The organism is Delftia sp. ASV31 (assembly GCF_016428765.1).
Lineage (GTDB): Bacteria > Pseudomonadota > Gammaproteobacteria > Burkholderiales > Burkholderiaceae_C > Comamonas > Comamonas acidovorans.
Window position 1 is genome coordinate 64964 of the sequence record NZ_JAELTK010000018.1, and the last position, 14007, is coordinate 78970.

The 14007-nt window shown below is 69.0% G+C and carries 14 protein-coding genes and 1 pseudogene; all 15 read left to right on the plus strand.

The annotated features are described in order from the left end of the window. Positions 1-72: 72 nt before the first annotated feature. Positions 73-249, plus strand: coding sequence for a Flp family type IVb pilin (locus JHD82_RS09105; protein WP_013803749.1), 177 nt, complete (start codon positions 73-75; stop codon positions 247-249). A gap of 91 nt (positions 250-340) precedes the next feature. Continuing rightward, a complete protein-coding gene (locus JHD82_RS09110; RefSeq protein WP_012203998.1) occupies positions 341-517 on the plus strand; it encodes a Flp family type IVb pilin in 177 nt (58 codons plus the stop codon). 2 nt (positions 518-519) lie between these two features. Beyond that, on the plus strand, positions 520-1089 hold the full coding sequence (locus tag JHD82_RS09115) for a prepilin peptidase (protein WP_012203997.1): 570 nt from the start codon (positions 520-522) through the stop codon (positions 1087-1089). 192 nt (positions 1090-1281) lie between these two features. Further along, the gene (gene cpaB, locus JHD82_RS09120; RefSeq protein ID WP_043781123.1) at positions 1282-2328 is read left to right on the plus strand and encodes a Flp pilus assembly protein CpaB; all 1047 of its coding nucleotides are present in this window, start codon (positions 1282-1284) and stop codon (positions 2326-2328) included. 25 nt (positions 2329-2353) lie between these two features. Further along, complete coding sequence (locus JHD82_RS09125) at positions 2354-3853, plus strand: type II and III secretion system protein family protein (protein ID WP_065347614.1); 1500 nt, start codon at positions 2354-2356, stop codon at positions 3851-3853. A 4-nt stretch (positions 3854-3857) separates the two neighbouring features. Next, a complete protein-coding gene (locus tag JHD82_RS09130; protein WP_065347613.1) occupies positions 3858-5363 on the plus strand; it encodes a pilus assembly protein CpaE in 1506 nt (501 codons plus the stop codon). Between the two features lie 7 nt (positions 5364-5370). Further along, positions 5371-6693, plus strand: coding sequence for a CpaF family protein (locus JHD82_RS09135; protein WP_012203993.1), 1323 nt, complete (start codon positions 5371-5373; stop codon positions 6691-6693). Beyond that, a complete protein-coding gene (locus JHD82_RS09140) occupies positions 6690-7652 on the plus strand; it encodes a type II secretion system F family protein (protein WP_013803755.1) in 963 nt (320 codons plus the stop codon). The genes JHD82_RS09135 and JHD82_RS09140 overlap by 4 nt, the downstream gene beginning before the upstream one ends. A gap of 48 nt (positions 7653-7700) precedes the next feature. Continuing rightward, positions 7701-8705: a type II secretion system F family protein gene (locus tag JHD82_RS09145; RefSeq protein ID WP_199136112.1), complete on the plus strand. Its 1005-nt coding sequence runs from the start codon at positions 7701-7703 to the stop codon at positions 8703-8705. Between the two features lie 2 nt (positions 8706-8707). After that, positions 8708-9745 (plus strand): tetratricopeptide repeat protein, encoded by a 1038-nt coding sequence (locus JHD82_RS09150; protein WP_199136114.1) that lies wholly within the window; start codon positions 8708-8710, stop codon positions 9743-9745. A 10-nt stretch (positions 9746-9755) separates the two neighbouring features. Further along, on the plus strand, positions 9756-10196 hold the full coding sequence (locus JHD82_RS09155) for a DUF3613 domain-containing protein (RefSeq protein WP_034391041.1): 441 nt from the start codon (positions 9756-9758) through the stop codon (positions 10194-10196). A 33-nt stretch (positions 10197-10229) separates the two neighbouring features. Continuing rightward, positions 10230-10745, plus strand: a complete 516-nt coding sequence (locus JHD82_RS09160; protein WP_047325934.1) for a TadE/TadG family type IV pilus assembly protein — start codon at positions 10230-10232, stop codon at positions 10743-10745. Next, positions 10742-11284, plus strand: a complete 543-nt coding sequence (locus JHD82_RS09165) for a TadE/TadG family type IV pilus assembly protein (protein ID WP_199136116.1) — start codon at positions 10742-10744, stop codon at positions 11282-11284. Before JHD82_RS09160 ends, JHD82_RS09165 begins: the two co-directional genes overlap by 4 nt. A gap of 16 nt (positions 11285-11300) precedes the next feature. Beyond that, on the plus strand, positions 11301-13589 hold the full coding sequence (locus JHD82_RS09170; protein ID WP_199136118.1) for a TadG family pilus assembly protein: 2289 nt from the start codon (positions 11301-11303) through the stop codon (positions 13587-13589). A 50-nt stretch (positions 13590-13639) separates the two neighbouring features. Then, a pseudogene (locus JHD82_RS09175) lies at positions 13640-14007 on the plus strand (sigma-54-dependent Fis family transcriptional regulator); the annotation flags it as partial.

Sequence of the window (14007 nt, forward strand, 5' to 3'; positions counted from 1 at the left end):
CGGCCGGCTTCTGCCCATCGCCAGCCGCCGCCATCGACAACGATGGGCTTTTGCAACCGAAAGGACGATGCCATGACCGACATCATCAAGAACTTCTGGAAAGACGAAGAAGGCGCCACCGCCATCGAGTACGGCTTGATCGCCGGCCTCATCGCCGTGGGGATCGTGGTGGGCGCCACCGCGCTCGGCACCAACCTGAATGGGCTGTTCACCCGGATCGCCACCAAGCTCACCGGCTTCGTTCCCTGAGCGCCGGCTGCGGCGCGATCTGGCCGGGCTCGGGCGGAGCTTGCCTCCGCCCCCGGCGCCAAGGCATTTTGCAAACCGAAAGGACCATGCCATGACCGAAATGATCAAGAACTTCTGGAAAGACGAGGAAGGCGCCACCGCCATCGAATACGGGCTGATCGCCGGCCTGATTGCCGTGGGCATCGTCGTGGGCGCCACCGCGCTGGGCACCGATCTGAACGGACTGTTCAACCGGTTGGCCACCAAGCTCAACGGACTTGCCCCCTGAAGATGGAGCGGACCTCGCTATGGCTGTGCGTCTGCATCACATGGCTCGCAACGATTGCGGTCATGGATCTGCGCATCCGGCGCGTGCGCAACTGGATGGTGCTGCTCGGCCTGGCCACAGGCGCGGCGGCACTGGCCAGTGGGGCGCAGCCGTTCCAGGTCTCGGCCTGGAACGCGCTGGCCGGACTGCTGGCGGGGTTTGTCGTGCTGCTTCCTTTCTATGCACTGCGCTGGATGGGAGCGGGCGACGTCAAGTTCGGCGCGGTCGCAGGGCTGTGGTTCGGGCTGAGCTTCGACCTGCTGCTGATCTGGACCGGAGGCAGCCTGCTGGCCGGCCTGCACGGCCTGCTGGTGCTGTCATTGCGCCACCTGAGCCACAGCCCCACCGGCCTGTGGCTGCAGGCCCGGCTGCCCCTGGCCTGGGCGGCCCGCCTGGCACCGCTGGGCGCTGCGTCTCAGCCCGCAGGCGCCACCGATGGACCGCGCCAGCCCCAGCGCTCCATTCCCTATGCCGGCTACATGGCCATTGCGGCCATTGCCCTGGCCTGGCGCCACAGCCAGCCGCTTGCCTGAACGGGAGATGCCCATGCAGATCGCTTTCCCCGCGCCACGCACCACACGGCCCGGCCCCGCCGCAAGCCGCCGCCGTGCGCTATCCGGACGCTTTCCTGCCCTGGCGGACCCTCTGCGCCATGGCAGGAAAGCGCCAGGGCAGCCCCCATGCCTGAACACCGTCGCCACCCACTTGCACCAGGAGCCCCAGCCATGAACCTCACCAAGATTCTTGCCGGACTGCTGGTGGGGCTGGCCATCGTGCTCGCAGGCCTTGCCTGGCTGCTGGGCAGCCAGCCCGCACGCCCCGTGGCCCAGCCCTCGCCGGCCGCCTCGGCGCAGCCGGCCCCCGAGCCCGTGCCGCAGCATGCCGTCGTGGTCGTGGCCCAGGCCATTGCCGCAGGCCAGCGCATCGGCAGCGAGGATGTGAAGCTGGCCCAGCTGCCCGCCCCCGTACCCGGCAGCTTTGCCGCGACCGACGACGTGCTGGGCCGCACCACGCTGATGGCGCTCACCCCGGGCACCCCGCTGTTCGAGCAGCAACTGCTCAGCGGCCTGGCGCTGCAGCTGGAGCCGGGACAGCGCGCCCTGGCGATCGCCATCCGGGAGCAGATGGCCGCGGGCCACCATGTGCGCCCCGGCGACTTCGTGGATGTCTACTTCACGCTGGACGGCAAGTCCGACCAGGCACCCGTGGACGCGCAGACCCGGTTGCTGCTGGCGCGCAGCCGCGTGCTCGCCTACGGCTCCGGCAGCGTGGAACGCCCGCCCATGCCGGCCGTCCAGCGCCAGGCGCAGCAGGACAAGGAATCGGCAGGCTCGTCGCTGCGCCGCGCCAGCGCTGCGGATCAGACCGGCCAGCGCCCTGAGAACGTGCAATCGGCCGTGCTGGCCGTGCCGCTGGACGATGTGGAGCGCCTCACGCTGGCCGAGAAATTCGGCCAGCTCACCCTGGCGCTGCGCAACCCGGACGACCTGTCCGTGCCCGATCCCAAGCTCTTCGCCGCCCTGCCCGGCGCACTGCAGCCGGTGGCGGGCCGCCTCAGGAAAGACCAGGCACTGGAAGGAGCCGACCGCGCCTTCGCCGGCCTGCGCATGCAGGACCTGGCCACCGGCGCCGACGCCAGGAACATCCGCAAGCCTGCCGCCCAGCCCATGACGGCCTTCGCACCCGCCGTGCGGCCGCCGCAGCAGCGGGCCCCGCGCGAACGCACGGTGGAGCTGCACAACGGAGCCGCCGTGCAGATGGTGAACTACTGAAAACACACAACAAGAGGGAGATGCCATGAAGTGCAAGAACATCTCGACGGCCGGAGCAACACCGCTGCAGCGCGCGGTCTGGACACTGTGCGGCAGCATGGCCTTGCTGGCATTGCCGCCAGCGGTGTCGGCGCCTGCGGACACCGCTGCCGTCCAGGGCATGCACGCCCCCGGCGCCGGGGACATGCCCTCTGGCGACTCCCTGCAGCTGGTGGCCGGACGCCAGCACCTGATGCCGCTGGCCAGTACTCCGGGCCGCATCGCCGTGGGCGACCCCAATGTGCTGGACGTGAAACTGCTGCGCGCCACGCCGGGCTCCGGCGCCAGTGCCGGCTCCGGCTCCGGCGGCACCGAGCTGCTGCTCACGCCCAAGGCCCAGGGCAGCACCACGTTGGTGGTGTGGCCCCAGAAAGGTGGCGCACCCCAGCGCTGGGAGGTCCAGGTCCGCGGCCAGCACCTGCTGCTGGAAAAGCGCCTGACCTCGGTTCCAGAACATGCCCAGGCCGTGGCCGAACTGCGCCAGTACGCGCCCGCCCAGACGCTGCTGGTGGACAACGCGCAGATCGACGTCAAGAGCAACACCGTCCAGGTGGACGTGCAGGTGGTGGAGTTCAAGAAATCCGCGATGAAGCGCATCGGCGTCAACATCTACAGCGGCGGGCGCAACAACCAGGGCTTCAGCTTCGGCAGCTTCAGCCCCGGCGTGGTGGGCAGCATCAGCACCAATACCAACGGCACGGGGACAGGGACGGGAACGGGCAATACCGGCTCGGGCGGCACGGGAGGCACGGGCTCAGGCGGCGTGTCCAACAACACCTCGTCGGCCATTGCCAGCGCCATGAGCCTGGTGATGACCTTCGGCAAGGCCTTCAGCGGCGCCGGCATCGTCACGCAGCTGAGCATCCTCGAAGGCAACGGCATGGCGCGCGTGCTGGCCCGGCCGACCCTGCTGGCACAGACCGGCCAGAACGCCAGCTTCCTGGCCGGCGGCGAGCTGCCGATCCCGGTGCCCGCGCGCGACGGCAACATCGCCATCCAGTACAAGGAATTCGGCATCAAGCTGCAGCTGACGCCCACCATCCTGTCGGACGATCGCATCGCACTGAAGGTCTCGCCCGAGGCCAGCGACCTGGACTTCAACAGCGGCGTGACCATCAGCGGCGTCACCGTGCCCGCCATCCGCACGCGCCGCGCCGACACTTCGGTGGAGCTGGCCGATGGCGAGAGCTTCGTCATCGGCGGGCTGGTCAGCCGTGCCACCACCTCCAACGTCAGCAAGGTGCCGGTGCTGGGCGATCTGCCCATCCTGGGCACCTTCTTCAAGAACCTCAACTACACGCAGGAAGAGTCCGAGCTGGTGATCATCGTCACCCCGCGCCTGGTCCACCCGCTTCCCGCCAGCACCAATCTCGAAGCCCTGCTGCCCGGTGCGCAATCCGAGCAGCGCAACGCCGGCAAGGTCTGGCTGCCCTACCTCGCCGGCGGAATGAGCACCCAGACCGCCGTACCCGGCTTCTCGTACTGACGACATGACAAGCAAGCCCACCGCAACCGATTCGCCTGTGGACGCCACAGGCTCGCCGGCCATCGGCTCACCCACCTCGCTGGAGACCCTGCTGGGGCTGCGTTCCTCGGCCTCGCTGGCCGGCAAGCCGCAGCCCGGCACCGATGCGCTCGCGCAGGACAAGTCACCGCTTGCGCAGGACAAATCACCACTGGACAGGATGACCGCGCCCGCCGCGCCCCGCCCGACGCCGCAGCCGCTCGACAACGACCTGCAGGTGGAGCTGCTCTTCATCCACGCAGGCACCCCCGAAAGCTCGCTGGCCCAGGCCTGGCTGCAGCACATGCTGGACGGCGCGCGGCTGCATGTGGCGCGGTTCCAGGACAACGTCACCGAGCAGGTGCAGCGCTACATGCCGCATGCCGTGCTCGTGCATTTCGACCCGCTGTCCACCGACGAGGCGGCCCACCTGGCCTCCCAGCTGCACATCTCCCACCCCCACCTGCCCTGCCTGGCCGTGGGCCGCACCAAGTACCCGCAGTGCATGCTGGCCGCGCTGCGCGCCGGGGTGCAGGACTTCCTCGACGTGGACGGCCCCGTGCAGGCCGCGCACCAGACGGTGATCGATCTGATCAAGCGCGTGCCCCCGTCGGCCTCGGGCATGCCCAACGCGCCGCTGACCGCCATCATGTCGGCGCGCGCCGGCCTGGGCAGCAGCCTCATGGCATCGCACCTGGCCTGGTACCTGCAAAAGCGCCTGCATGGCACGACGGCCGTGCCGGGCAAGGACGCCACGCCCCGCGAGATCAGCAACGAGACGCTGGACGGCCTGCTCATCGACCTGGGCTTTCCCAGCGGCGACTGCGGGCTGTACCTGGGCACGCTGGGCGACTTCGACTTCATCGAGGCCGTCAACAACCTGCGCCGCTTCGACCGGCGCCTGGCATCGACGGGACTGGCCCGCCATGAAAGCGGCCTGCGCCTGCTCACGCTGCCGCGCCAGCCCGCCCGACTGCGCGACGTCTCCTATGCCGATGCCGACGCGCTGCTGCTGCGCCTGCGCCAGTACTTCCGCCACATCGTGGCCGACCTGGGGGCCGTCGTGCCCACGCAGCTGGCCATGCGCGTGGCGCTGCGCGCCAGCCAGATCTGGGTGGTCTGCGACCAGAGCGTGGCCAGCGTGGTCTCCACCACCGAGCTGCTGCGCCAGCTCGACGAGCAAAAGGTCGATCGCGAGCGCGTGCAGCTCATCGTCAGCCGGCACGACAGCCAGCTGGAGCTGGAGGCCCCGCAGATCGCCAGGCAACTGCAGCTGCCGCTGCTGGCCACCATTCCCGAGCGCCGGCGCGAACTGGTCCAGGCCGTCAATCAGGGCCAGCTGCTGCCCAGCCGGCTGCAGCGCGAGCCCTATGTGCAGGCCGTGGACAAGCTCGCCACCTTGCTGATCACCACCCACCACCAGGCCCATGCGGGCGATCAGGCCGCGCCCGCCCGGGGCCTGAACCGTTTCTTCCACCGAACAAGAAGCTGAACGCACCATGACGACCACGGCTTATTCCCATCTGGCCGACGCCCAGGCCAGCGAGTTCGAGCGAAGCGCGCTGTTCCTCGACCTGAAGAACCGCACGCACGAGCACCTGCTCAGCCGCATCGAGGAGCTGGGTGCCGAGTTCGGCCGTTGGTCGCAGGCCGCCATCGCGCAGTTCGTGCTGATGGAGCTGGACAGCTTCATCCGCCTGCACTCCGTGCCCGTCAACGAGCAGGAGGCGCTGCAGGTGGCGCGCGCCCTCACGCGCGAGCTCACGGGACTGGGGCCGCTGCAGCCGCTGCTGGAAGACCCGCTGGTCGAGGACATCCTCATCAACGGCCACGGCAACATCTACGTCTCGCGCGGCGGCGTGCTGCAGCGCGAGACGCTGCACTTCAAGGACGACGAGCATGTGCTGCGCATCGTGCGCCGCATCCTGGCGCCGCTGGGCCGGCGCCTGGACGAGTCCAGCCCCATGGTCGATGCCCGCCTGCCCGATGGCGGGCGCATCAACGTCATCATCGAGCCGCTGTCCATCGACGGTCCCTCGGTCTCCATCCGCAAGTTCCGCAAGGACCCGCTGACACCGCCCGAACTGGTACAGCTGGGCACCTTCAACCAGGACATCTGCCGCATCCTGGAGATGGCCGTGCAGGCGCGCTGCAACATCCTGGTCAGCGGCGGCACCAGCTCGGGCAAGACATCCCTGCTCAATGCGCTGGCCAGCTTCATCCCGGGCAGCGAGCGCATCGTCTCCATCGAGGACACGGCCGAGCTGGCCCTCAACCACAACCACGTGGTGCGGTTGGAAAGCCGCCCCGGCGGCTTTGACGGCTCGGGCCACGTCAGCATCCGCGACCTGCTGCGCAACAGCCTGCGCATGCGGCCCGACCGCATCATCGTCGGCGAGGTGCGCGGCGGCGAGGTGCTGGAGCTGCTGCAGGCCATGAACACCGGCCACGACGGCTCCATGGGCACCATCCACGCCAGCTCGCCGCGCGAATGCCTGTACCGCGCCGAAATGCTGGCCGGCTTCGCGGGCTTTCAGGGCAGCGAGGTCAGCCTGCGCCGCCAGATCGCCAATGCCGTGGACTTCATCGTGCAGATCGGCCGCCTGTCCAACGGCCGCCGCCGCCTGCTGTCGCTGACCGAGGTCACGGGCATGACGGACAACATGATCTCCATGCAGGAGCTGTACCGCTACGAGCCCCAGGTGGGCCCTGACGGGCAGGAGATCGACCAGTGGGTATCGCTGGGCATCTCGCCGCACTCGCCCAAGCTGCTGAGCTGGTGGCGCATGCAGCAGCAGACCGGCCACGGAGGCGTGCGATGACAGGCCTGGCACCCGCCGTCCTCATCCTCGGCGCGCTGGCCTGCCTGCTGCTGGCCCTGGCGCTGTGGGTGATCATGCGCGGGCGCCGCAAGGAGCATGAGCAGTCGATCAACCTGCACATGAAGCGCAGCGTGGACGGCCACCGGGAGGTGATCTCGCCCTCCCCGCCCATGGCCGAGCCCGCCTTCCGCGCCCCCGCGGCGCAGCCCGCGCCCTCACCCGCTGCCGTGCAGTGGCTGGCCCAGCGGCTGGGCGTCCAGTCCTGGGGAATCTCGTCCAACACCCTGGCCCTGTTCGCCATCACCGGCCTGGTGCTGGCCTTGCTGGCGACCAGCCAGGCAGGTGCTGCCGCGGGGCTGGTGGTGGCCGTGTTGTATGCCGTGGTGCTGGCCTTCGGCATCTGGCGGCGGCAGGCCAAGCGCCGCGAAAGACTGCTGCAGCAACTGCCCGGCTTCCTGGACAACATGGTCCGCCTGATCTCCATCGGCAACTCGCCCCATGCGGCCTTCCAGATGGCGCTGAACAACGTCCCCGATCCGCTGGGCGACGCGCTGCAGCAGGCGGCGGCCATGCTCAGCGCATCGCCCGACCTGGGGCAGGCCATGGGCCAGCTGGAGCGCAACTGGCGCCTGCCCGAATTCGGACTGCTGGCCGCCGTGTTCCGCATGAGCGTGCGCTATGGCGGCCGCGCTGACCTGGTGCTGGAGCGTGTCTCGGCCTACATCCGCGACCGCCAGTCCGCCGAGCGCGAGCTGCATGCGCTGTCCTCCGAGATCCGCATGTCGGCCTGGGTGCTGGCCCTGCTGCCCCTGGTGGTGGGGGCGCTGATCATGGTGATCAACCGCGGCTACTTCATGCGCATGTGGAACGACGACAGCGGCCAGACCATGGTCCTGGTCGCCGCCGCCCTGGAGGCCCTGGGCGCCTTTCTTCTGTACCGGCTGGCCAAGCTGAGGTGAACCCATGACAGCACAGGCCCACCCATCCGTCTGCGCAAGGAGCCACGCATGACCCCGCAGCAACTGTGGATCGCCAGCATCAGCCTGGGCGCGCTGGGACTGGTGCTGTGGGCCTGCGCCCTGGTGTGGAAGCTGTGGCGCTCGGCCCGGGCCTCCAGCCAGGTCGCCAGGATATTGCAGGCGCGCGATACCGCATCGACCCCGAAGGCCGCCACGAAGAGCGCCATGCAGGCCAACGACGCGCAGCTGCTCAACCCGCTGTCCATCAACGTGCGTTCATCCGATTCGCCACAGGCGGCGGCCGCCAACCTCCCGCCCCCGGCCTGGCTGCAATGGGGCGTGGCCAAGGCCTTGCTGGCCGATGAGGACCGCAAGCTGCTGGACCAGGCCGGCGTGGGCACGCGCAACGGGAGCATGGCCTATGTGGCCAGCCGCATGGTGCTGTGCGTGGTCCTGCCCCTGCTGGCGCTGGGTGTGCTGCGCCCCGGCGAGAACGCGGCGCTGATCTACGGCTTTCTCGGGGTGAGCCTGGGGCTCATGCTTCCCAAATGGTTTCTGCGCTCGCGGGCCAAGGGCCGGCGCGAGCAGGTGGTCGAGGAACTGCCGCTGTTCGTCGACCTGCTGCGGCTGCTGCAGGGCGTGGGCCTGAGCGTGGACCAGAGCCTGCAGATCCTGGCCTCGGAATTCAAGAGCGTGCTGCGCGTCATCAGCGGAGAACTGGCCCTGGCCAACCAGCTCTACAACACCGGGCGCACGCGCGAGCAATCCTTCCAGCGCATGGTCAACATGAGCGCCGACGACGACATGAGCGCCATCGTCAACCTGCTGGTGCAGGTGGACAAGCATGGCGGCGCCGTGCAGGAGCCGCTGCGGGAATTCAGCATCCGGCTGCGCGAAAAGCGCCAGGCCAGCTTCAAGGAAAAGATAGGTTCCATCACCGTCAAGATGACGGGCGTCATGGTCCTCACGCTGCTGCCCGCCCTGCTCGTCATCACGGCGGGCCCCGGCTTCCTGGCCGTGATCAGGGCATTGACCACCATGGGAGGACGCTAGGCATGCGACACCAGGAAAACACCCGCGCAGGGCGGACGCCAGCACCGGCACCCCTTGCAACCCTGGCAGCCCTGGCGACCCTGGCCTTGGCCCTGGCCGGCTGCGCCAGCAAGGGGCCGCAGGGCTACGGCGCCCCTTCCGCGCAGCAGGAAACCGCCGCCCAGGCCCAGCAGCAATTGCAGAACGCCCAGCAGGCCACCCAGGTGGACAACGCCCAGACCTATCTGGACCTGATCACGCAGATGCAGCAGGCCGGCCAGTGGTATGCCTCGCTGGCGCACACCGAAGCCTTCGAGCAGCAGTACGGCGTGAACCCGGAGTCGCGCCTGATGCGGGCCGATGCGCTGCGCAACACCGGCCAGGTCGAGCAGGCCCGGCAGGCCTACCTGGCGCTGCTGCAGGGCGCCACCACGGCGCGGGCGCGGCGCGGCCTGGGCCTGCTGTACGCAAGCCAGGGCCAGTATGGCCAGGCCGTGGAGCAGCTGGACAAGGCGCGCCAGCTCAACCCCATCGACGCCAACGTGCTCAGTGACCTGGCCTACGCCCACATGCTCGACGGCCGGCTGGCCGCCGCGCAGATGCCCATCATGCAGGCCTCGCAACTCGCCCCGGCCAACGCACGGGTGCAGCTGAACATGGCGCTGTTCTGGCTGGCCAGCGGCAACCAGGCCCAGGCGTCGCAGCTGCTGCGCCAGCTGGCCCAGCCCCAGGCCAAGGGCGCCCTGCCCATGATCGACCAGACCTCACTGCAGACCCTGCAGGCACAGCTGACCAGCGTGCGCGATGCCGTGCGCCTGCGCGGCGACAGCCTGCCCGCCGAGGTCGGTGCCGGTGCCGCTGTGTCCAGCGCCCCTGTGCTGCCTTCTGTGCCGCCTTCTGTGCTGCCCCCTGCACTACCCCCTGTGCCGACCCTGGGCACCCGCCCCGAAGCACGCGCCACCGAGGCCCTGCCCGAGACCCTGCCGGCCGGCATCACCCGGCGCATTCTTCTTTCCGAGCCGCCCGGCGCCGCAGGCGCAGCACCGGCCTCGCCACTTTGAGGAGCACGACATGCCAGACACATACCGCATGGACCCACCGCGCCGCACTGCAGTCGCCAACGCTCTGGCCCCCTGGCTGCTGGCCGCCGGCCTGGCCCTGCTTCCCACGGCCGCGCTGCATGCCCAGGCCTTTGGCGAAGTGCAGAGCCCGCCCGAGCAGGTGGATGCACGGCCCCATGTGTTCGCCGAGCCCTCCACCGACTCCATCCTGGTCGGCTACACGCTCTACACCAACCCCGATGGAACCGTGATGTACCTGCCCCGGCGCGAGATCGACATCGGCGGGGGCACCCTGCGGCTGCTGGAAATGCAGCACAGCCAGCCGGGCCAGCGTGCGCGCCCCATCGCAGGCGAGCAGGCGCGGCGCAGCTATGCGCGCTACCTCAAGAGCTTCGAGACGGAAATCCCCGCCCTGTACAAGACCGGCGTCGAAGCCGGCGGCAAGAACTGAGGCCGGCCCCGGCCACGGCTTGCAGGAACGACCATGACCCGGCGTCAACCCCGCGCTCACCGCTCCCACCGATCTGCCAGCCTGCGGCAGCGGGGGGTGTATGCGCTGGAGTGGGCCATCATCTTCCCGGTGTTCTTTGCCCTCCTGTATGCCTGCATCAGCTACGGGCTGGCGTTCCTGGTGCGCGAATCCATGCAGGCCGCCGCCGAAGACGCCGCGCGGGCCACGCTGCGCTACCAGACCAGCCGCAGCGCCCGCCTGGACGCGGCCCGCAGCCTGGTGCAGCAGCGGCTCGACTGGCTGCCGGCCGACCTCCGGCCCACGGCTGGCAGCATCGACGTGCGCATCTGCAGGCTGCAGAACAGCGAACTGTGCTCGGCCACGCTGACCTGCGGCGTGCTGGTTGCCGAACGCTGCATGGTGCGCGTGGGCTTCACCATCCCTTATGGAACCAGCCCGATAGCGCCCGCCCTGCCGGGCTTCGGCCTGGTCATGCCCACCACGTTGACGGCCAGCGCCAACATCATGGTGGACAGGGGGGGGCTATGAAGCTCCCCCTGAGTCGCTTCGCGCCTTCCCCCTCTCTCGCTTCGCGGGAGGGGGGCATACGGGACACCGGCGACACCCTCGCGGCAGGGCTGCGCAGGCGGCAGCGCGGCGTGGCGGCGGTGGAGTTCGCGCTGATCGCCGGGGTGATGGTGATGCTGCTGATGGGCATGTTCGTGTACTGGCGCGTGCTGCAGGCACAGCAGTCGCTGGCACGTGCCACGGGCGATGGCGCGCGCATGGTCCAGCATCTGGCGTTTGGCGGGATGGCGGGCTACAACCCGGCCAAGCCGGCCGAACGCGCCAACATCCTGCAGGCCACCAGCGATGTGGTGAACCAGAGCCTGGCGGCCAGCGGCATTCCAGCGGGCACGGCGCCCACCCAGATACAGATCGACTGGGGCACTTCCCAGGCCACGCTGAGCGTGGTGTACATGCTTCCCCCCGTGCTGGGCCAGGGCCTGCAGGTGGGCAGCCAGACCTTGGGCGAACCCACGCGCCTGGAGTCCCGCAGCCTGATCAGGCTTGCGCCCGGCAGCTAGACAGGAGGACCAGAGCATGCTCACCCACCTCCCCGCATCCGCACACCGCCCCCGAACGCGCCGACAAGGGCGCCGGCAAGGGCGCTGGCAAGGGCGCCGGCAAGGCGGCAGCCTGCTCGTGCAGTTCGCCCTGCTGGGCTCGGTGCTGTTCCTGTTGCTCGGCGTCGTGGACCTGGGCTACATGTACTACGCCAAGCGCGACCTGCAGCGCATTGCCGATCTGGCGGCCACCCAGGCGGCCCAGGCCATCAATGCCGAGCGCAGCAACCGCGCCGCCTGCGTGACGGCGGGCGAGGACAGCATCACGGCCAACTGGCCGGTTCCACTGACCCGCAACAGCACCCAGACCGTGGTCAGCTGCGGAAACTGGAACCCGGCGGACCCGGCGCGCCAATCGAGCGGCGGCCGCTTCTTCGACGCCAGCTCCGGGCCGCTCAACGCGGCGCGCGTGACGGTGGGCGGCACCTCGCCCACCATCTTCCCCGGCCCCTGGAGCCGTGCCGTGGTGGCCGAGGCCATTGCCATGCGCAACGACTCGGTGGCGTCCTTCCAGGTGGGCTCGCAGCTGCTGCGCTTCAACAAGGACACGCCGCTGGGCGGGCTGCTGGGCCTGGTGGGGCTGGACGTGGGCATGCTGACCCTGCTGGACTCCAAGGGCCTGGCCGATGCCAAGATCAGCCCGGCCGGCCTGCTCAAGGCCCTGGGCGTGAACCTGGGCATAGAGCAGCTGCGCGCGCTGTCGCCCGAGGGCCTGGCCAACATCGCCAGCGTCACCCTGCTGAACGTGATCGACGCCTCCATCAGCGCCATCACCGACAACGCGCTGGCGGTGCAGCTCAACGCGCTCAAGACCCAGGTGATCAACCTGGGCCTGAGCACCATCAAGATCCCGCTGGGCAGCCTGGATGACCAGAAGGGCCTGTTCGCCTTCCTGGGCGCCGGCCGCACCGATCCGCTGAACGCGGCCATGGACGTGCAGCTGGGCATTGGCGACCTCTTGAAGACGGCCATTGCCATCGGCGCCAACGGCCACGCGCTGCAGGCCAACCAGCTGGATGTGGCCGGGCTCATCAAGGGCCAGCTGACCATCGTGCAGCCGCCCACCATTGCCGTGGGCCCCGTCGGCACGCAGGGCTACAGCGCGCAGATCCGCCTGAACCTGAACGTGGACACGGACCAGCTGCTGGGCGGCGCGCTCAAATGGCTGGTCAAGGACATCCTGGGCACCCAGGTCAAGCTGCCCATTGCCGTGGACATCACCAACGCCACCGGCACGCTGACGGCGCTGCAATGCAGCGCCAGCCCGCAGACCATGGACCTGTCGGTCAAGTCCTCCATCCTCAACGCCTGCGTGGGCAAGATGGACCCCAACAACAAGCAAAGCTGCGAGAAGGGCCTGCAGGACGAGCAGCTCATCACCCTGCTGCGCCTGCCCGTGCTGACCGGCAAGCTCTGGGTGCCGGCACTGGAGTACACGGACTCCACCACGGGCCTGGGCATGGAGCCCGGCTACGAAGACCCGGCCGACCCCAACTGGTCCAAGACCAACCGCTCCACGCAGGTGAACCAGCTGGCGCTGGGCGACACGGTCAACAACATCGTCACGGGACTGCTCAACCTGCTCAGCGGCCTGCTGCAGCCACCGAACAGCACGCCCACCGACATCACCACGCGGCTGCTGGAGTCCTACCTGGATGCCGCCAAGGTCAACGGCCTGTACAACGTGACCAGCGTCACCAACCTGCTGCTCAACGGGCGCGGTGTGCCCGGCGACCCGGACTACATGCCAAAGCTGCTCACCTCCAACTTCACGTTCAACAACGCCATTGCCACATCCTGCTTCCTGTTCGCCTGCCCGTCCTCCACCTGGCCCAGCGGCACGTTCTCGGCCGCCCTCAACTCCTACACCAGCGTGCCCGGCGGCCTGCTGGATGTGCTGGGCATCTCCACCTACGACAACGGCTACCAGAGCTGCGCGGGCCTGCTCAGCTCGCTGCTCAACTGGAATGGCTGCGTCAAGAACAACGTGACCAAGCTGCTGACCTCGCACCCGCAGTACCTGTACGCGATCAACCCCAACAGCCCCGAGATCCAGTCCCTGCTCAACCGCGACAACAACCTCACCTGCACCGGCGCCCTGTGCACCCTGCTCAAGCCGCTGATCACCACCGTGCTCAAGCCCATCCTCAACGGCGTGGGCACGCTGCTGACCAGCGTGCTCAAGGACACGCTGGGGCTGGAGGTGGGCCGCACCGACATCAAGGCCCTGTCCATCGGCTGCGACACGGCGCAACTGGTTTTCTGAACGGCAGGCAAGGCCATCCAATCCATGAATCGACAACGAGGGAATGCAACGTGAATCTGGACGAGCTCGTCATCTATGTCTGGGAAGGCCAGGCCGACATCGCCGAGCGGGTGGAGCGCTGCGTGCTCAACCTGGGCGTGGACGTGGTGCGCGCCGACGGGCTGGCCCTGCCCGCCGACACCAGCGAGCTGGGCAATGCGATCGCCGTGGTCAGCGTCTCGGTGCTGGAGGGCGCGCGCTTCACGCGCCAGGGCGTGGAGGGCACCTTCGGCATGCCCGTGCTGTGGGTCAGCGCCAAGCAGCGCGACGCCAACGCCGGCACCTATGCCATGGAGTACTCGCATGTGCTGCCCTTCGACTTCACGGGGGCCGAGCTGCGCGCCATGCTGGTGCGCATCCTGCGGCGCATGCAGAGCAA

Coding starts and splice junctions, on each gene's coding strand:
- JHD82_RS09105 (WP_013803749.1), top strand. CDS start 73: ATGACCGACATCATCAAGAACTTCTGGAAAGACGAAGAAGGCGCCACC.
- JHD82_RS09110 (WP_012203998.1), top strand. CDS start 341: ATGACCGAAATGATCAAGAACTTCTGGAAAGACGAGGAAGGCGCCACC.
- JHD82_RS09115 (WP_012203997.1), top strand. CDS start 520: ATGGAGCGGACCTCGCTATGGCTGTGCGTCTGCATCACATGGCTCGCA.
- cpaB (WP_043781123.1), top strand. CDS start 1,282: ATGAACCTCACCAAGATTCTTGCCGGACTGCTGGTGGGGCTGGCCATC.
- JHD82_RS09125 (WP_065347614.1), top strand. CDS start 2,354: ATGAAGTGCAAGAACATCTCGACGGCCGGAGCAACACCGCTGCAGCGC.
- JHD82_RS09130 (WP_065347613.1), top strand. CDS start 3,858: ATGACAAGCAAGCCCACCGCAACCGATTCGCCTGTGGACGCCACAGGC.
- JHD82_RS09135 (WP_012203993.1), top strand. CDS start 5,371: ATGACGACCACGGCTTATTCCCATCTGGCCGACGCCCAGGCCAGCGAG.
- JHD82_RS09140 (WP_013803755.1), top strand. CDS start 6,690: ATGACAGGCCTGGCACCCGCCGTCCTCATCCTCGGCGCGCTGGCCTGC.
- JHD82_RS09145 (WP_199136112.1), top strand. CDS start 7,701: ATGACCCCGCAGCAACTGTGGATCGCCAGCATCAGCCTGGGCGCGCTG.
- JHD82_RS09150 (WP_199136114.1), top strand. CDS start 8,708: ATGCGACACCAGGAAAACACCCGCGCAGGGCGGACGCCAGCACCGGCA.
- JHD82_RS09155 (WP_034391041.1), top strand. CDS start 9,756: ATGCCAGACACATACCGCATGGACCCACCGCGCCGCACTGCAGTCGCC.
- JHD82_RS09160 (WP_047325934.1), top strand. CDS start 10,230: ATGACCCGGCGTCAACCCCGCGCTCACCGCTCCCACCGATCTGCCAGC.
- JHD82_RS09165 (WP_199136116.1), top strand. CDS start 10,742: ATGAAGCTCCCCCTGAGTCGCTTCGCGCCTTCCCCCTCTCTCGCTTCG.
- JHD82_RS09170 (WP_199136118.1), top strand. CDS start 11,301: ATGCTCACCCACCTCCCCGCATCCGCACACCGCCCCCGAACGCGCCGA.